Here is a 16,686-nt window from a genome sequence, read left to right as displayed (position 1 = left end):
TTTAGCTAGGAACGAGAAACTATATAGGGACGATTTTCGGTAGTTCCAGTCTTGCGGCTCATGCGCAGGCCAATATAGGCGAAGGCAGCGACCAATCCGGCCACGGCACCCATCACTGCTCCAGCATCGCCAGCCAACGGCATGCCGATAAAGGCACCGCCAATGGCACCCAGAAGCGGGATGCCATAGGCCAGATTGGCCGTACGTCGGACACTGCCGGGAGCGGTGGCGACCACCACGCGATCACCCACGCCAGCGCCTATGGTGTTTTCAGCGTGATATGACTTCGGGCCGCCGCAGAACATCTGCGTCAGTTGCTGCCCGCCGCAGCCGCCTTCCTCATGGCAACGGCCACAGCCGCCCTGCTCGACCTCGACCAGGGCATCGCTGCCATCCAGGGCACGAACTACGCCACGGATGGTAATCAGTTCTTCATTCATTGTTACCAACGTTTATCTGGGGCCGTATCAAGCAGTGGCCGCAACTTGGCAGCGACCGCCTCGCGGGCACGGAAAATTCGGGAACGGACCGTACCGATCGGGCACTTCATGATTTCGGCGATTTCCTCGTAGGAGAGTCCTTCCAGTTCCCGCAAGACAATGGCAGTCCTCAGTTCCTCAGGCAACGAATCCATGGCGGAATTCACCGTTTGCCCAATCTGCTTCGAGAGCAGGAGACTCTCCGGGGTGTTGATATCCCGAAGTTGCGATGCATCCTCGAAGGTCTCGGCCTCCTCGGAGTCATACTCCGTCGTCGTCGGCGCGCGTCGTCCCTGGGAAACCAGGTAATTTTTGGCCGTATTGATGCCGATGCGATAGAGCCAAGTATAGAAAGCACTTTCCCCACGAAATGACGGCAAGGCGCGATACGCCTTGATAAATGCCTCCTGCGAGACATCCTCGACTTCGGCTTGATCGCGGATGAAGCGAGACAGCAAACGCCCCAGCTTGCGCTGGTATTTGCTCACCAACTGGTCGAAGGCGTGCTGATCTCCGCCTTGCGCCCTTTCGACCAGCAACTGATCGATTTCGCGCTCACTCATGGTTCTCGTTTCCCTGAGGGTAGTGATTTGTATGTTATTGGGCGCAGTATAACGCAGTGATTTTCAGGCTGAGGAGAGGTATTTATCCTTAATTGTGACTATGTGTAACGGGATCATAGCCTTGGTGCGTGCTATATTTCGCGCAAAACTATTCCTACATAGAGAACAGCCGTGCAGAAATATGACGTCCTGATCGTTGGTAGTGGGCTCGCCGGACAATCGGCCGCCCTGAGACTGGCCCCCCATTGCCGGGTTGCCCTGATCAGCAAGCGCAGCCTTGAGGACTCGGCTTCCGGCTGGGCCCAGGGCGGAATCGCCGCCGTGCTCGACAGCAAGGATTCGATCGAGGCGCACATCCACGACACCCTGGTGGCCGGCGCCTGGCTGAACGACGAGAAGGCAACCCGCTTCGTGGTCGAAAACGGTCGCCGTGTGATCGAATGGCTTATCGAACAAGGAGTGCCCTTCACCAAGGATGAGGCCGGCTATCATCTGACCCGGGAAGGCGGACACAGCGCACGGCGGGTCATACACGTGGCCGACGCCACCGGATTGGCCGTGCAGGACACCTTGACTAAAAAAGTCCGCGCCAATCCCAACATTACCGTGCTGGAAGATCACATTGCGATCGACCTGATTACCGGCGACAAGCTGGGCAAGGCCGATAAACGTTGCTACGGCGCCTACGTATTGAACAACCGGACCGGCGAAGTCATTACGGTCGGCGCGCCCAATACCCTGATTGCGACCGGGGGCGCCGGCAAGGTTTATCTGTACACGACCAACCCAGACACTTCGACGGGCGACGGCATCGCCATGGCTTATCGCGCCGGTTGTCGGGTCGCCAACATGGAATTCATTCAGTTCCATCCGACCTGCCTGTACCACCCGCAAGCCAAGTCCTTCCTGATTTCCGAGGCCGTGCGCGGTGAAGGCGGCCTGCTGCGACTGCCAGACGGCAGCCGTTTCATGCCCGAACATGACGACCGTGCCGAACTGGCCCCGCGTGACATCGTCGCCCGTGCCATCGACTTCGAAATGAAGAAACGCGGCCTCGACTGCGTTTTCCTGGACATATCGCACAAAGGCGAGGAATTCATCCGCGGCCATTTTCCCAACATCCATGCCCGATGCCTGGAACTGGGTATCGACATCACCTGTGACCCCATCCCGGTTGTGCCTGCAGCCCACTATACCTGCGGCGGCATTGTCAGCGACCTGCACGGACGCACCGATGTGGCCGGCTTATATGTGGCCGGCGAAGCCTCGTGCACCGGTCTCCACGGCGCCAATCGACTGGCCTCCAATTCGCTGCTCGAATGCCTGGTGTTTGCCGAAGCGGCTGTCGCCGACATTCTGGGGAGTAAAGCCACACCCACGCCACCCCTTCCCCTGTGGGATGAAAGTCGAGTTACCGACGCCGATGAGGAAGTGGTCATTTCGCACAACTGGGACGAGTTGCGCCGCTTCATGTGGGACTACGTCGGCATTGTCCGCACGACCAAGCGACTGAAGCGCGCCAAGCACCGAATCGGTCTGTTGATGCGGGAAATCGACGAGTTCTACGCCAATTTCCGGGTCAGCCACGACTTGATTGAATTGCGCAATCTGGTTGTCACGGCCGACTTGATCGTGCGCTGCGCCATGCAGCGCAAGGAAAGCCGCGGCCTGCACTTTTCCCGTGATTATCCGGAGATGGCGGCAAGGACCAGGAATACCGTTCTCAGGCGTCGCTCCCTGGGTCGCTTACCGAGCCGCTGAATTTGGCACGCCAGCGCAAGAACATGCGCAGGCGTCTGAAATCTTCCTGATTCATCGTATCGGCTGTCGCCAGCACGGTACGGCGCTTGCCAGATTCGTCGCGAAAACGGACCACCGTCAGCCATGGATGAACACTGGCTCCCGACAAAATATCCATGCTCCTGAATTCGGCATTCAGGTCCTGCGAAGCAAAAATACGGCCTGACCGATCCAGCTTGATGAAGCATGGATCAGGCTTCAATTGCCGCCAGGCCAAATAGCAACTCACCCCTGTCGCCGCAACACCAGCCAGCCGGACAAACAAGGCCTGTGGCCATGCCGCAAAGGCGCCAACCGCCAACGCTGCGGACGCCAGCAAAACGCCATCCAGAATGCGAGAACGGTGCAGTCCGATGGTGATCGGAAACTGCACCGTTCGATTCCTTGCGGAAAAAGCTGCTTAGATGCGCTTGAAGACCAGCGAGCCGTTGGTCCCGCCGAAGCCGAAGTTGTTCTTCAGCGCCACATCGATCTTCATCGGCCGTGCCTTGTTGGCGCAGTAGTCCAGATCGCACTCCGGATCCTGATTGAAGATGTTGATGGTCGGCGGCGAAATCTGGTGGTGAATGGCCAGCACAGTGAACAACGACTCGACACCGCCGGCACCACCCAGCAAGTGGCCGGTCATCGACTTGGTCGAATTGACGACGATCTTGTAGGCGGCATCGCCAAAGGCTGCCTTGATAGCATCCGATTCGTTCTTGTCGCCGAGCGGCGTCGACGTGCCGTGGGCATTGACATACTGCACGTCGGACGGCGAGACGCCGGCATTCTTCAGTGCATTGACCATCGAGCGACGCGGGCCGTCCATGTTCGGTGCCGTGATGTGATACGCATCGGCGCTCATGCCGTAGCCGGACACTTCAGCGTAGATCTTGGCGCCACGGGCCTTGGCGTGCTCATACTCTTCGAGGACCAAGACGCCAGCGCCCTCACCCAGCACGAAACCGTCACGATCCTTGTCCCACGGGCGACTGGCTGTTGCCGGATCGTCGTTGCGGGTGGATAGCGCGCGAGCCGCGCAGAAGCCGCCCATACCCAACGGGGACACGGTCGATTCGGCACCACCGGCCACCATCACGTCGGCATCGCCGTACTCGATGATGCGAGAAGCTTCGCCGATCGAGTGCGTACCGGTCGTGCAAGCCGTGACGATGGACAGATTCGGGCCCTTGAAACCGAACTCGATCGACAGGTTGCCGGAGATCATGTTGATGATCGAACCGGGAACGAAGAACGGCGACACCTTGCGTACGCCGGCCGCGTTGTACTCTTCCTTGGTTTCCTCGATCAGCGGCAGGCCGCCAATACCGGAACCGATGGCGACACCGACGCGCTCGGGGTCCGCAGCACCTTCCTTGTCCAAACCGGCATCGCGCACGGCCTGGATGCCAGCAGCCAGACCGTAATGGATGAACCTATCCATGCGCCGGGCATCCTTGGCCGAAATGTACTGTGTAATATCGAAATTCTTGACCTCGCCGGCGAACTGGACCGGAAAGGTGGAAGTGTCGAAACGGGTGACGGGAGCGATACCCGAAACGCCGGCAATGATGTTCTGCCAGCCTTCTTCAACGCTGTTGCCGACCGGGGAAATCAAACCCAGGCCAGTGATAACGACTCTGCGACGTGCCAAGATATGCACTCCGAAAGCAAATGTAGCAAGGCCGGCCTTGGAGGCCGGCCTTGCCTGGTTCAAACCGGAATTGGCTTACTTCTTGTTAGCGAGGATGTAATCGACAGCCTGCTGAACCGTGGTGATCTTCTCAGCCTGGTCGTCCGGAATTTCGCACTCGAATTCCTCTTCCAGAGCCATGACCAGCTCGACGGTATCCAGGGAGTCAGCGCCCAGATCGTCCACAAAGGAGGACTCGTTCTTGATGTCCGCTTCGTTCACGCCCAGTTGTTCGGCGACGATCTTCTTGACGCGCTCTACGATGTTATCCATTCGAAAAACTCCTTCCCCTCAGGGGTACGAAAAAAAACACAGGGATTTTACCAAAAGCCGGAGCTTCGGGAAATCAATCCATAAACATACCGCCATTCACATGCACGGTGGTACCCGTGACATACGAGGCGGCGGGAGAAACCAGGAAACCAACGGCGCCGGCGACATCCTCCGGCGTACCGGCGCGAGCCAGCGGAATGGATGCCAGCATGGCGGCCTTCTGCTCTTCGGTCAAGGCGTGCGTCATGTCGGTGGCGATATAGCCCGGCGCGACACAGTTGACGGTGATGTTGCGGCTGCCCAGTTCACGGGCTAGAGAGCGGCTCAGGCCGGCCACGCCGGCTTTCGCTGCACAGTAGTTGGCCTGGCCGGCATTGCCGGAATAGCCGACCACCGACGAAATATTGACGATGCGACCGAAACGGGCCTTCATCATACCGCGCATGACGCCGCGCGACAGGCGGAAAACGGCTTTCAGGTTGGTGTCGATGACGGCATCCCACTCATCGTCGCCCATGCGCATCGTCAGATTGTCGCGGGTGATCCCGGCATTGTTGACGAGGATGGTGATGGCCCCAAATTGCTTTACGACGTCGGTTAGCACAGCATCGGTCTGCGTCGCGTCGGTGACATTCAGAACGATACCCTGCCCCTTGATGCCCGCTTCGGCCAAATAGGCAGAAATTTTTCCGGCACCGTCTTCGCTGGTCGCCGTACCGATCACGGTGGCGCCCTGCTTGCCCAATTCCAGCGCGATGGCACGACCAATGCCGCGGGTGGCGCCGGTGACCAGCGCAATCTTGTCATTCAGCATTTATTACTCCAGACCGAGATTGGCTTCGATGGAAGCCGCATCAGCCAGCGCAACACCCGAAATACCGTCAGCGCACCGCTTGGTCAGGCCGGCCAGCACCTTGCCCGGGCCGCATTCGGCAACCGTGGTGATCCCCAGGGAGGCCATGAACTGGATGGTCTCCACCCAGCGCACCGGATTGTAGGCCTGACGAACCAGGGCATCCTTGATGCGCGCCGGCTCATTCTCGATCGCCACATCGACGTTGTTGATGACCGGGATAGCCGGTGCTTTCAGGGTCAATTCAGCCAGACGGGCAGCCAGTTTGTCAGCAGCCGGACGGATCAGCGACGAGTGGAACGGCGCTGACACCGGCAAAGCCTTGGCCATCTTGGCGCCCCGCGCTTTGCAGGCTTCCATGGCGCGCTCAACGGCGCCCTTGTGGCCGGCGATCACGGTTTGCCCATTGGCGTTGAAATTGACCGGTTCGACAATCTCACCCTGCGCGGCTTCGGCACAGGCAGCCGCGATACCGGCGTTGTCCAGACCGAGGACGGCGGCCATAGCACCAGTGCCCAGCGGTACGGCTTCCTGCATGGCCGCGGCACGCAGACGAACCAGCGGCACCGCATCCTTGAATTCGATGACGCCGGCGGCAACCAGGGCCGAATACTCGCCCAGGCTGTGCCCGGCGACCATGGCCGGCGCCCGGCCGCCCTTTTCCTGCCACAGGCGCCAAGCGGCGATGCCTGCGGTTAGCATGACCGGCTGGGTGTTCACGGTCTGGGTCAGCGCTTCGGCCGGACCTTCGGCAACCATCTGCCACAGATCGTCGCCCAAGGCGTTGGATGCTTCATCAAAGGTGGAGCGAACCACCGCGGCATCGCCGTAGGCGGCCATCATGCCAACGCTCTGCGAGCCCTGGCCGGGAAATACGAAAGCAAAAGACATCGTTCAGTCTCCTGATATCAGAATTCGAGCAGGGCTGCGCCCCAGGTGAAACCGCCGCCAACACCCTCGACCAGAACCTTCTGGCCGCGCTGGATGCGTCCGTCGCGCACGGCCTCGTCAAGGGCCAGCGGGACGGAAGCGGCAGAGGTGTTGCCGTGGCGATCGACGGTGGCGATGACCTTCTCGCGGTCAACGCCTAGTTTCCGGCCGGTCGCTTCGATGATGCGAATATTCGCTTGGTGCGGAATCAGCCAATCGACATCGTTGGTCTGAATGCCGGCGTTGGCACAGACTTCCTCGGCAATCTCGGCTAGCACGCGAACGGCAAACTTGAAAACGGCCTGGCCATCCATACGCAGGAAAGGATCGCCCGTTACCTGGCCGCCACACACCTGCCCCGGCACGTTGAGGATACCGAACTGGCTGCCGTCGGCGTGCATGGCGGTCGACAGGATGCCCGGCTTATCGGAAGCTTCCAGCACTACGGCGCCAGCACCGTCGCCGAACAGTACGCAGGTGCCACGGTCATTCCAGTCGAGAATGCGGGAAAACACCTCGGCGCCAATGACCAGCGCCTTCTTGTGGCTGCCGGAGCGGATGAATTTCTCGGCGATGCCCAGGGCGTAGGTGAAACCGCTGCACACGGCCTGCACGTCGAAAGCGGCGGCGCCCTTGTTGCCCAGCTTGCCCTGGATCAGGCAAGCCGTGCTCGGGAAGATGAAATCCGGAGTCGAAGTGGCGACGATGATCAGGTCGATCTCTGCAGCAGCGACACCGGCCATTTCGAGCGCCCGCTTTGCCGCGATCAGCCCCAGTTCGCTCGAGGTCGTGCCCGGCTCGGCGAGATAACGGCTGCGAATTCCGGTGCGCGTAACGATCCACTCGTCGTTGGTATCGATGCCGCGAGCCGCCAAATCGTCGTTGCTGACGGGATTGCCCGGAAGATAACTGCCGGTGCCGATCAGGCGTGCATACATTTCAGACATTCTCCACTGCAGCAGCGGCCGGCATCATTTCGGCGATCCGGCTGGAAATGCGCTCAAGGACACGGTTTTCGGCCGCATCGTAGGCGCGGGAAATGGCGTTACCAAAGGCCAGTACGTCGGCAGAACCGTGGCTCTTGACCGAGATACCCTTCAGGCCGAGCAAGATCGCCCCGTTGTAGCGGCGATGGTCAAAGCGGCGCTTGAAGTTGTTGAGCACTGAAATGGCGATAAGCGCCGCCAGCTTGGTCAGCCAATTGCGCTTGAATTCCTCGCGCAGCGAGGAAGCCAGCATCTGCGCCAGTCCTTCGGAAGTCTTCAGTGCCACATTGCCGACAAAGCCGTCGCAGACGATGACGTCGGCGTCGCCCTTGTAGATGCCGTCGCCTTCGACGTTACCGACAAAGTTGAGGCCGGATGCGCGCAGCAATTCGGCGGCCGCCTTGACCACTTCGTTGCCCTTGATCTCTTCTTCGCCGATATTCAGGATGCCGACGGTCGGCTGATCCTTGTGCTCCATCGCGGCAACCAGCATGGCCCCCATGATGCCGAACTGCAGCAGGTGCTCCGGGCCGCAATCGACATTGGCACCAAGATCCAGCATGTGAGTGTGGCCTTTGACGGTCGGCAGCGGAGCGCAGATCGCCGGCCGGTCGATGCCCGGCAACATCTTCAGCACGAAGCGGGAGATGGCCATCAGGGCGCCGGTATTGCCGGCGGACACGCAGGCATCGGCTTCTCCAGCCTTGACCTGGTTGATGGCGACCCGCATCGAGGAATCCTTCTTGTTGCGCAGCGCGAGGGCCGGCGACTCGTCCATGCCGACGACTTCGGAGGCGTGGACGATACGGATGCGGGAATCAGAGGCATGAGTGCCGAGCAACGGGCGCAAAACCTCCTCCTGACCGACCAGGACGAGATTGGCAGACGTATGCTCCGCAAGAAATTGAATGGCCGCCGGAACCGTCACTGACGGACCGTGGTCACCCCCCATGCAATCGATGGCAATGCGGGTTGTCATATAGGCAAAAGAAAAGGCAGGCGGCTCTTCACGAACCGCCTGCCTTTCATTGAACGATTACTCGCCCTTGGCCTTCAGGACTTTCTTGCCGCGGTAGAAACCGGTCGGGGAGATGTGGTGACGCAGGTGAACCTCGCCCGTGGTCGATTCGACGGCCAGCGGCGGGTTGGTCAGGAAATCGTGAGCGCGATGCATGCCACGCTTGGACGGGGACTTTTTGTTCTGTTGAACGGCCATGTTGTTACTCCAAAAAAATCAGTTCGGCTTGCCTTTAAGCCCGGACAACGCTGCAAACGGATTGATCCGCTCGCCCGCATCGGCCGCACCAGGCAAACCACATTTTTCGTGCCGCGGCGCCACCGGCAGGGCCAGGAGAATTTCATCCTCCACAAATTCGGCCACATCCAGTTCCTTCGCCACCGGCAGGAAATCCCGGGTGTCGTCTTCCAACTCATCTTGCGATAGCTCGGCACCTTCAGGAACAAGTTCCAGCAAGCTGTCGACATCGAGATCGTAAGGCACGGCCTGCAGGCAGCGCTGGCAGGCTAACGGGAGAATGCCCGTCACCACCAGTTGCAGCAGGCACTCCCCTCGCCCGCCCACGAAACCTTCGATGCGAAAGGCAACTTCACCTTCCACAACGGCCAGCAGGTCATGCAGGCGTTCAAGAGCCGAAACAGGCAGCGTTCCTTCGAGAACACGCCCATCTTTGGCAAACCGGAATGCGTCCGTAATTCTTTTCAATCTTGAGCTGTTGCGACTTAAACATTGGATGATATTATTTTTGGCTTTCCAAGTCAAAACAAAGTGTCGCTTCAAGAGTTCGATGCAAGACTTTGTTGTATTGAGCCTTTCATGTCACAAAAACTGATTCTGGCCTCGACGTCGCCCTACCGTCGCGAATTATTGAACCGCCTTGGGTTGCCCTTCGAGGTCGCCAATCCGCAGACGGACGAAACCCCCCTCCCTGCGGAATCTCCCGAAGCGCTCTCGCTTCGCCTATCCGAAGCCAAAGCCCGAGCTGTCGCCGACACCTATCCGGATGCGCTGATCATCGGCAGCGACCAGGTTGCCACCGTCGATGGAAAAATCTACGGCAAACCGGGCAATCACGAGCGCGCCGTCGAGCAGTTGCACCAACTGTCCGGCAAAACCGTCAATTTCTTTACCGGGCTCTGCCTGTTCAACGGACGGACCGGACATGCGGACGTACGCGGTATCCCTACCCTGGTCACCTTTCGCGAACTGAGTCGTAGCGAAATCGAGAACTACCTCCGTCGCGAACCGGCCTACAACTGCGCCGGCTCGGCCAAATCGGAAGGCCTGGGCATCGCATTGCTCAGCAGCATGCGCGGCGACGACCCGAACGCCCTCGTCGGCCTGCCGCTGATCGCCCTCTGCGACATGCTTCGCCACCAGGGCGTAGCCGTACTCTGATGACTGGAACCCTATACCTTATCCCGGTCCCGCTTGGACCCACCCCGCCACAGGATTCGTTGACGCCAGCCGTGTTGGCGACGATACGCCCGCTAAGTCATTTCATCGTTGAGCAGGCCAAAACAGCCCGCGCCTTCCTGAAGGCCGCCGGCACCGACAAACCCCTGCAGGAGCTGCAACTCTCGGAGCTGAACGAGCACACCAAGGCTGACGCACTCAGCGAACTGCTTGCCCCGCTGCTCGCCGGCAACGATGTCGGCCTGCTTTCGGAGGCCGGCTGCCCCGCTGTCGCCGACCCAGGCGCCAATCTGGTGGCCTTGGCCCAACAGGAAAACGTCCGTGTCGTTCCGCTGATCGGGCCGTCGTCGCTATTGCTTGCACTGATGGCCTCCGGCCTCAACGGGCAGCGTTTTGCGTTTCAGGGCTACCTGCCCGCCAAGGAAGGCGAGCGCACCAAAACCCTGCGCGACCTTGAAAGCGAATCCCGCAAACGTCGTCAGACGCAGCTTTTCATCGAAACCCCCTATCGCAACCGGGCAATGTTCGAGGCCATTCTCACCAGCTGCCAACCCGGAACGAGGCTGACCGTGGCCACCGACCTTACCCTGCCGGGCGAAATGGTGCACACCCTCAGTATTCAACAGTGGAAAAAACGAACGCCGCCCGATATCGAGCGGCGTCCGACGGTTTTCCTGCTGCTGGCTTGAGTCAGAAAAGGCGCACGCTCTGTGCGCTTTCCGACACACCTCTCCAGAAGCTCGCCGCAGTCCCCGCGCCAAAGCGCTTGGCAAAACGTTCGGCGATATTGTCCTTGACTGAATAGTCGAAGATCTTCTCGGCTTTGATGATCTCCCGGGCAACCGAATCGACACTGCCATAGCCATCGGCCAGGCCCAACTGGATGCTTTGAGCTCCGGTCCACATCAAACCGGAGAACATGTCCGGCGTCTCCTTCAGGCGCTGACCGCGTCCAGTTTTGACGACATCGATGAATTGCTTGTGAATGTCGTTGAGCAGCAGTTGGGCATGCGCCTTGTGTTGCGGTGCCTGTGGCGAGAACGGATCAAGGAAGCCCTTGTTTTCACCGGCGGTCAGCAAGCGGCGCTCGACGCCAAACTTGTCCATCGTCCCGGTAAAACCGAAACCATCCATCAACACACCGATCGACCCGACGATGCTGGCTTTGTTTACGTAAATGTTGTCGGCTGCGGCAGCAACGTAATAACCGCCCGATGCACACATGTCCTCAACCACGGCATAAAGCGGCTTGTCCGGGAACTTTGCGCGCAGACGACGGATTTCGTCATTGACGATCCCCGCCTGCACCGGGCTGCCACCCGGGCTGTTGATGCGCAAAATGACGCCGGCCGCGTTCTTTTCCTCAAAAGCGCTGTTGAGTGCAGCCACCAGATTTTCGGCGCTGGCATCGCCCTTGGCTTCGATCGTCCCGATCAAATTGACCATCGCCGTATGCCGCTCCTGATGCTCGGCGCCGGTACCCCAGTCAACAACCGCAATCAATACCGCCAGCAAATAGGCAAAACCCAGGATCTTGAAGGCAATCCCCCAGCGCCGTTTGGCCCGCTGTTCATCAAGGGCGGCAAAAACCAGCTTCTCCAGGGTTTTTCGTTCCCAGTTGGAGTCGTTGTTAGGGGGGGGGGGGGTATCCATGTTTATCTTTCTTGCTCTAACAAAATCTTTCCATCGATCTCTCGGACTTTCAGTGGCTTCAGGCCCTTACCTTGGCAACGCCCACCGAGGCACCGGCCCGAATCCGGAGCATAAAGCGCGCCATGGATCGAGCAGATCAAGTATAGCTTGGAATCGTCGAAGAATTCGCCTGGCATCCAGTCCAACTCGGCCGGAACATGGCCACATTCGTTGAAATAGCCATAAACCGCCCCGCGATAGCGAATGACGAATGCCGGAACCTGGCGGCCGTAGCGTTCCACCGTAAAGCGAACCCCCTTGCCGGCATCGGCGAGGTCGTCACTGGCGCAGATCAGGCGAAAGTCTTCAGCCATCGATCCAGTTCGCCAACGTTATGCAGACAAGCCACCGGATTGTGCTCCAGCAGATGGTTGTGCGGATGGGCGCCATAGGTGACCGCCAGGCTATCGACGCCGGCATGGCTGGCCATCAACAGATCATGCGACGTATCGCCAATCATGACCGTCGTCGCCTGTGTCACGCCGAATTCCGCCATCAACTCATCCAGCATCTGGGGATGGGGTTTTGAATGACACTCGTCGGCACAGCGGGAGGCCTGAAACATGGGGCGAAGTCCCGAATGATCGAGGGCCCGCTCCAGGCCTGCCCGACTTTTGCCGGTGGCCACCGCCAAGATATGGCCTTCGCCCTTGAGACGCTCCAGCATTTCCGGTACACCATCGAACAGCGTCAGCTGATGATCGCCGGAAAGGTAGTGGAAGCGGTAGCGTTCGACCATGGCTTGATAGCGATCCACCGGCAAGTCGGGAACGGCGTGGCGCATCGCATCGACCAGACCGAGGCCGATAACGTGCCGGGCACGACTATCCTCCGGAACCGGCAAGCCGAGATCCTGGCAGGAAGCCTGAATGGCGCGAACGATAGCTCCCGCTGAATCCAGCAGCGTGCCATCCCAGTCGAAGACAACCAGTTCGTATTTCATGGTGCGATCAATATCTGTTCGTAGTTTTCGGCGGTGAATTCGCGATTTTGCTTGGCGTCGAGCGTAGCAATATAGCGTCCTATCCCGTTTGGCAATGGCGCCACGCACTCCAGTGGAGACGCGGTGAGCGGGTGGCGGAAAGCCATCCGCCAGGCATGCAATGCCATGCGTTTCAAGCCATCGCGCTTCAATTCCTTGTTCAAGGCGAAATCGCCATATTTCTCGTCGCCCAGGATCGGGAAGCCCAAATGGGCCAGATGAACGCGAATCTGATGGGTACGCCCCGTCTTCAACTGCGCTTCGAGCAAACTGACTTCGGGCCAACGCGCCAATAGGCGGAAGACCGTGTGCGACGCCTTACCTTGTGGATCGACCGAAACGCGACGCTCACCGCCCTCTGTCAGGTATTTGTGCAAGGGCAACTTCACGTGCTGGGTGTTGTTCATCCAGCGCCCCTTGATCAACACCAGATAGCGCTTGTCCGCTCCTGCACCATGCTCGCGGAACATGTCATGCAAGGCGGTTAACGCAAGACGCTTCTTGCCGACCAGCAGCACGCCAGAAGTTTCGCGATCCAGGCGGTGCGCCAGTTCGAGAAACTTGGCCTGTGGCCGTTGGCGGCGCAAGGCTTCGATGACCCCAAAGCTGACACCGCTGCCGCCATGCACCGCCACCCCTTCCGGCTTGTCGATGACCAGCATGGCCTCGTCTTCGAAGATGATGGGCAAATCGACGCGCTGCTTCGCCAATTCATCCACCTCGTTCTGTGGTCTTTCAGCGATCCGGATCGGCGGGATGCGTAAATTGTCGCCAGCGCGCAAGCGATAGGTGGCATCGACCCGCTTGCTGTTCACCCGAACTTCGCCACTACGCAAAATCCGGTAGATGTGGCTTTTCGGAACCCCCTTGCAGCAGCGGATCAGAAAGTTGTCGAGACGCTGGCCTTGCTCTTCGTCGCCGATCACGACATATGCGACTGAATTGTTACCTACGCCATTCATTTTTCTAATATACTGCCCACGTTTTGCGTCCCGGTTTGCAAGAGATACTGAACCGTCAGACCGTTCGCCCTCGCGCCATTGGCGCGACCGCCAAACGGCAGGTTTCCAAGTCTTTCCTGCGCCAACTGCTCAGGCCAGACCAACGCAAAACGACTGGTTAAGTTCACTCACCAAAAGTAGTGATGTTAATGGATAAGCCCACGGTAAGCACGCACGATTGCCTGTGGCAGGAATTTTCAGGTCGCGCATTTCAATAAAAAACACGCGGCCATTTGTTGATCAGCACCTTCGAATCGCCTTTGCCCTCATCACCTACATGAACGCAACCCGATAAAGAAAAGTCGCTGCCTGCCAAGGCGTTTCGTTGCCGCGCGCCACTGTGCGCTGGAGCCCGAAAATAATGAAACGCATGCTCTTCAATGCGACACAGGCGGAAGAACTCCGTGTCGCCATTGTCGATGGTCAGAAACTGATTGATCTCGACATTGAATCTGCCGCCAAGGAACAACGCAAAAGCAACATCTACAAGGGTGTCATCACCCGGATCGAACCGTCCCTCGAAGCCTGCTTCGTCGATTACGGCGCCGATCGCCACGGCTTCCTGCCGTTCAAGGAAGTTTCCCGCGCCTATTTCCAGCCGGGCACCGAAGTTGGCCGCGCCAAGATCAACGAGGCGCTGAAGGAAGGCCAGGAGCTGATCGTCCAGGTCGACAAGGACGAACGGGGTAACAAGGGTGCCGCCCTGACCACCTACGTCTCGCTGGCTGGCCGCTATCTGGTCCTGATGCCGAACAATCCGCGCGGCGGCGGCGTTTCCCGCCGCGTCGACGGTGACGAGCGCGCCGAACTGCGCGAAGTCATGGATCAACTCGAAGTGCCCAACGGCATGAGCCTGATCGCCCGCACCGCCGCCATCGGCCGCCAGGCTGAAGAACTGCAGTGGGACCTGAACTACCTGCTGCAACTGTGGACCGCCATCGAAGGCGCCGCCCAGCAGCAGTCTGGCGCCTTCCTGATCTACCTCGAAGGCAGCCTGGTCATCCGCGCCATCCGCGACTACTTCCAGCCGGACATCGGCGAAATCCTGATCGATACCGACGAGGTCTACGAGCAAGCCCGCGCCTTCATGGGCACGGTGATGCCGGGCAACGTCAATCGCGTCAAGCGCTACCGCGACGACGTGCCGCTGTTCTCGCGCTTCCAGATCGAGCACCAGATCGAGACTGCCTTCGCCCGCCAGGTCAATCTGCCGTCCGGCGGCGCCATCGTCATCGACCATACCGAAGCACTGGTTGCCGTCGACGTGAACTCCGGCCGCGCCACCAAGGGTTCCGACATCGAGGAAACCGCGTTCAAGACCAACCTCGAAGCTGCCGAAGAACTGGCCCGCCAGTTGCGCCTGCGCGACCTGGGCGGCCTGATCGTGATCGACTTCATCGACATGGAGAACTCCAAGAACCAGCGCGAAGTCGAAAATCGCCTGCGCGATGCGCTGCGTTTCGACCGCGCCCGCGTTCAGATGGGCAAGATCAGCCGTTTCGGCCTGATGGAACTGTCGCGTCAGCGCCTGCGCCCGGCCCTGGCCGAAACCAGCTACATCCCCTGCCCGCGCTGTACCGGTACCGGCCACATCCGCTCCACGGAATCCGCTGCCCTGCACATCCTGCGCATCCTCGAAGAGGAGTCGATGAAGGAAAACACCGGCGCCGTGCATGTCCAGGTTCCGGTCGATGTCGCCACCTTCTTGCTCAACGAGAAGCGCCCGGATATCCAGGCCATCGAGATGCGCCACAAGGTCACCATCCTGCTCATCCCGAACATCCATCTCGAAACGCCGGCGCACACCATTACCCGTCTGCGCCATGACGACCTGAACCACGACGACTCGCGCGAGCCGTCCTACAAGATGGTCGATATGCCGATCGAGGACGCGATCAAGCAGGCCACCCAGCAGGAAGCTGCCAAGCCGCGCCAGGAAGCCGCCATTAAGGGCGTTTCGCCGGAGCAGCCGGCACCGATGATCCCTGAAAAAACTGAGGCTCCCGCCGCAGCTCCCGTTGTCGCAAAGCAGGAAGCCGGTCTGTTCTCGAAGATATTCTCCTGGTTCCGCCCTGCTCCGCAGCCGGCCGAACCTGTCGCCGCACCGGAACCGTCCAAGAAGCCGCGTGAAGGCCGCTCGGAAAACCGTCGCGACCGTGATGGCCGTCGTGGCGGACGTAGCGGCAACCGCCGCGATGAAGAACGTAGCGGCGAGCGTGGCGAGCGCAAGGAGCGTGGCAACCGCAATGATCGCAATGCGGAAAAGCCGGTTCAGGAAGAACCGGCAGCCAATGCCGGGGAGCGTCAGGAACGTCGCCCGCGCGGCGAGCGCAAGGAACGCCGCGAACGCCAGCAGCCGGAGGCCGTCGAAACCAAGCTCGCCGCTGTGGCGACCGACGTTCCGGCAGGTGCTGCACCGGCCAATTCCAGCGAGGCTCCGGAAGCCAACGGCAGCGAAGAACAAGGCGGCCGTCGTCGTGGTCGTCGTGGTGGACGTGGTCGCGGCGAGCGCCGTACCGAGACCGAAGCCGCTGCAACCGCAGTGGTTGCCGAAGTCGCACCGTCTGCCGAAGTCGTCGAAACGGTGGCTGTGAGCCAGGAACCGGTTGTTGTGGTCATCCCGACGGTCGAACCCGTGGCTGCTGTCGAGCAACCGGTCATTGAAACCGTCGTCGAGCCGGCGGCTGAAGTTGCTGCCCCTGCAGCTCCTATAGAGCCGGTGATCGCCGTCGAAACGCAAGTGGTTGAGGCTGCTCCCGTCGAAGTGGTCGAGCCCGCCAAGGCCGAACCGGTTGCACCGATCGTCGTTGCTGAGCCGGTCAACATCGAGACGGCTCTGGCTGAAAGTGGCCTGGTGATGGTGCAAACCACCTCGACGCCGATCGCCGTTCCGCAAGTCGAGCCGCCGGTCAAGCTGGGGCGTCCGCGCAAGCAGAACCCGCTGGCCGCTCCGGCCGCCGACGAGCCGCTGGTCATGGTTGAAACGGCCAAGTAAGCCACAAACCAAGTCAGCAAAAA

General features: G+C 59.9%; 19 protein-coding genes. 4 read left to right on the top strand and 15 right to left on the bottom strand.

The genetic code is table 11. The features are described 5' to 3' along the window. Positions 1-5 precede the first annotated feature (5 nt). Positions 6-440 (bottom strand): SoxR reducing system RseC family protein, encoded by a 435-nt coding sequence (locus LZ012_RS11210; protein WP_275710800.1) that lies wholly within the window; start codon positions 438-440, stop codon positions 6-8. A gap of 2 nt (positions 441-442) precedes the next feature. Then, a complete protein-coding gene (gene rpoE, locus LZ012_RS11205) occupies positions 443-1,042 on the bottom strand; it encodes an RNA polymerase sigma factor RpoE (RefSeq protein WP_275710797.1) in 600 nt (199 codons plus the stop codon). A 171-nt stretch (positions 1,043-1,213) separates the two neighbouring features. Between rpoE and nadB the strand changes: the two genes are divergently transcribed. After that, a complete protein-coding gene (gene nadB, locus LZ012_RS11200; RefSeq protein WP_275710795.1) occupies positions 1,214-2,803 on the top strand; it encodes an L-aspartate oxidase in 1,590 nt (529 codons plus the stop codon). On the opposite strand, the gene LZ012_RS11195 is transcribed toward nadB, so the two are convergent. The 9 genes from LZ012_RS11195 to LZ012_RS11155 form a co-directional block, all read right to left on the bottom strand. Next, entirely contained in the window at positions 2,766-3,215 is a 450-nt protein-coding gene (locus LZ012_RS11195; RefSeq protein WP_275710793.1) for a protein YgfX, read from the bottom strand. The two genes, nadB and LZ012_RS11195, sit on opposite strands and share 38 nt — an antisense overlap. A 27-nt stretch (positions 3,216-3,242) precedes the next feature. Then, positions 3,243-4,478, bottom strand: coding sequence for a beta-ketoacyl-ACP synthase II (fabF, locus tag LZ012_RS11190; RefSeq protein ID WP_275710791.1), 1,236 nt, complete (start codon positions 4,476-4,478; stop codon positions 3,243-3,245). A 75-nt stretch (positions 4,479-4,553) separates the two neighbouring features. Then, a complete protein-coding gene (acpP, locus tag LZ012_RS11185; RefSeq protein WP_027458475.1) occupies positions 4,554-4,790 on the bottom strand; it encodes an acyl carrier protein in 237 nt (78 codons plus the stop codon). A 73-nt stretch (positions 4,791-4,863) separates the two neighbouring features. Beyond that, positions 4,864-5,604 (bottom strand): 3-oxoacyl-ACP reductase FabG, encoded by a 741-nt coding sequence (gene fabG, locus LZ012_RS11180; RefSeq protein WP_275710789.1) that lies wholly within the window; start codon positions 5,602-5,604, stop codon positions 4,864-4,866. 3 nt (positions 5,605-5,607) lie between these two features. Further along, positions 5,608-6,534 (bottom strand): ACP S-malonyltransferase, encoded by a 927-nt coding sequence (fabD, locus tag LZ012_RS11175; RefSeq protein WP_275710787.1) that lies wholly within the window; start codon positions 6,532-6,534, stop codon positions 5,608-5,610. A 17-nt stretch (positions 6,535-6,551) separates the two neighbouring features. Next, positions 6,552-7,511 (bottom strand): beta-ketoacyl-ACP synthase III, encoded by a 960-nt coding sequence (locus tag LZ012_RS11170; protein WP_275711758.1) that lies wholly within the window; start codon positions 7,509-7,511, stop codon positions 6,552-6,554. Between the two features lies 1 nt (position 7,512). Continuing rightward, complete coding sequence (gene plsX / locus LZ012_RS11165; protein ID WP_275710785.1) at positions 7,513-8,538, bottom strand: phosphate acyltransferase PlsX; 1,026 nt, start codon at positions 8,536-8,538, stop codon at positions 7,513-7,515. 57 nt (positions 8,539-8,595) lie between these two features. Further along, a complete protein-coding gene (gene rpmF, locus LZ012_RS11160) occupies positions 8,596-8,775 on the bottom strand; it encodes a 50S ribosomal protein L32 (RefSeq protein ID WP_275710783.1) in 180 nt (59 codons plus the stop codon). Between the two features lie 18 nt (positions 8,776-8,793). After that, complete coding sequence (locus LZ012_RS11155) at positions 8,794-9,357, bottom strand: YceD family protein (protein WP_275710781.1); 564 nt, start codon at positions 9,355-9,357, stop codon at positions 8,794-8,796. Positions 9,358-9,393: 36 nt separating this feature from the next. Between LZ012_RS11155 and LZ012_RS11150 the strand changes: the two genes are divergently transcribed. Both LZ012_RS11150 and LZ012_RS11145 read left to right on the top strand, forming a co-directional pair. Next, a complete protein-coding gene (locus tag LZ012_RS11150) occupies positions 9,394-9,975 on the top strand; it encodes a Maf family nucleotide pyrophosphatase (protein ID WP_275710779.1) in 582 nt (193 codons plus the stop codon). Continuing rightward, the gene (locus LZ012_RS11145; RefSeq protein ID WP_275710777.1) at positions 9,975-10,682 is read left to right on the top strand and encodes an SAM-dependent methyltransferase; all 708 of its coding nucleotides are present in this window, start codon (positions 9,975-9,977) and stop codon (positions 10,680-10,682) included. The genes LZ012_RS11150 and LZ012_RS11145 overlap by 1 nt, the downstream gene beginning before the upstream one ends. A gap of 1 nt (position 10,683) precedes the next feature. On the opposite strand, the gene LZ012_RS11140 is transcribed toward LZ012_RS11145, so the two are convergent. The 4 genes from LZ012_RS11140 to LZ012_RS11125 are packed head-to-tail and all read right to left on the bottom strand — an operon-like array spanning position 10,684 to position 13,629. Beyond that, positions 10,684-11,646: a S49 family peptidase gene (locus LZ012_RS11140; RefSeq protein ID WP_275710774.1), complete on the bottom strand. Its 963-nt coding sequence runs from the start codon at positions 11,644-11,646 to the stop codon at positions 10,684-10,686. Between the two features lie 2 nt (positions 11,647-11,648). Then, positions 11,649-11,999, bottom strand: a complete 351-nt coding sequence (locus tag LZ012_RS11135) for a Rieske (2Fe-2S) protein (protein ID WP_275710772.1) — start codon at positions 11,997-11,999, stop codon at positions 11,649-11,651. After that, positions 11,978-12,628: an HAD family hydrolase gene (locus LZ012_RS11130; protein WP_275710770.1), complete on the bottom strand. Its 651-nt coding sequence runs from the start codon at positions 12,626-12,628 to the stop codon at positions 11,978-11,980. Before LZ012_RS11130 ends, LZ012_RS11135 begins: the two co-directional genes overlap by 22 nt. Further along, a complete protein-coding gene (locus LZ012_RS11125) occupies positions 12,625-13,629 on the bottom strand; it encodes an RluA family pseudouridine synthase (protein WP_275710767.1) in 1,005 nt (334 codons plus the stop codon). Before LZ012_RS11125 ends, LZ012_RS11130 begins: the two co-directional genes overlap by 4 nt. A 400-nt stretch (positions 13,630-14,029) precedes the next feature. Here LZ012_RS11125 and LZ012_RS11120 point away from each other — a divergent pair, with 400 nt between their 5' ends. Continuing rightward, positions 14,030-16,663, top strand: a complete 2,634-nt coding sequence (locus LZ012_RS11120) for an Rne/Rng family ribonuclease (protein WP_275710765.1) — start codon at positions 14,030-14,032, stop codon at positions 16,661-16,663. Positions 16,664-16,686 lie beyond the last annotated feature (23 nt).

Origin of the sequence: Dechloromonas hankyongensis (assembly GCF_022012295.1) — a bacterium.
GTDB classification, from domain to species: Bacteria; Pseudomonadota; Gammaproteobacteria; order Burkholderiales; family Rhodocyclaceae; genus Azonexus; species Azonexus hankyongensis.
The sequence above is the reverse complement of the archived record's forward strand: the minus strand, read 5'-3'. Positions and strand labels throughout refer to the sequence as shown.

Bases quoted from the DNA above. Each gene is read 5' to 3' on its own strand.
- LZ012_RS11135 (WP_275710772.1), bottom strand. From the start codon at position 11,999: ATGGCTGAAGACTTTCGCCTGATCTGCGCCAGTGACGACCTCGCCGAT.
- LZ012_RS11170 (WP_275711758.1), bottom strand. From the start codon at position 7,511: ATGTATGCACGCCTGATCGGCACCGGCAGTTATCTTCCGGGCAATCCC.
- plsX (WP_275710785.1), bottom strand. From the start codon at position 8,538: ATGACAACCCGCATTGCCATCGATTGCATGGGGGGTGACCACGGTCCG.
- fabD (WP_275710787.1), bottom strand. From the start codon at position 6,534: ATGTCTTTTGCTTTCGTATTTCCCGGCCAGGGCTCGCAGAGCGTTGGC.
- LZ012_RS11125 (WP_275710767.1), bottom strand. From the start codon at position 13,629: ATGAATGGCGTAGGTAACAATTCAGTCGCATATGTCGTGATCGGCGAC.
- rpoE (WP_275710797.1), bottom strand. From the start codon at position 1,042: ATGAGTGAGCGCGAAATCGATCAGTTGCTGGTCGAAAGGGCGCAAGGC.
- LZ012_RS11150 (WP_275710779.1), top strand. From the start codon at position 9,394: ATGTCACAAAAACTGATTCTGGCCTCGACGTCGCCCTACCGTCGCGAA.
- fabG (WP_275710789.1), bottom strand. From the start codon at position 5,604: ATGCTGAATGACAAGATTGCGCTGGTCACCGGCGCCACCCGCGGCATT.
- LZ012_RS11130 (WP_275710770.1), bottom strand. From the start codon at position 12,628: ATGAAATACGAACTGGTTGTCTTCGACTGGGATGGCACGCTGCTGGAT.
- LZ012_RS11120 (WP_275710765.1), top strand. From the start codon at position 14,030: ATGAAACGCATGCTCTTCAATGCGACACAGGCGGAAGAACTCCGTGTC.
- LZ012_RS11210 (WP_275710800.1), bottom strand. From the start codon at position 440: ATGAATGAAGAACTGATTACCATCCGTGGCGTAGTTCGTGCCCTGGAT.
- LZ012_RS11145 (WP_275710777.1), top strand. From the start codon at position 9,975: ATGACTGGAACCCTATACCTTATCCCGGTCCCGCTTGGACCCACCCCG.
- rpmF (WP_275710783.1), bottom strand. From the start codon at position 8,775: ATGGCCGTTCAACAGAACAAAAAGTCCCCGTCCAAGCGTGGCATGCAT.
- acpP (WP_027458475.1), bottom strand. From the start codon at position 4,790: ATGGATAACATCGTAGAGCGCGTCAAGAAGATCGTCGCCGAACAACTG.
- LZ012_RS11140 (WP_275710774.1), bottom strand. From the start codon at position 11,646: ATGGATACCCCCCCCCCCCCTAACAACGACTCCAACTGGGAACGAAAA.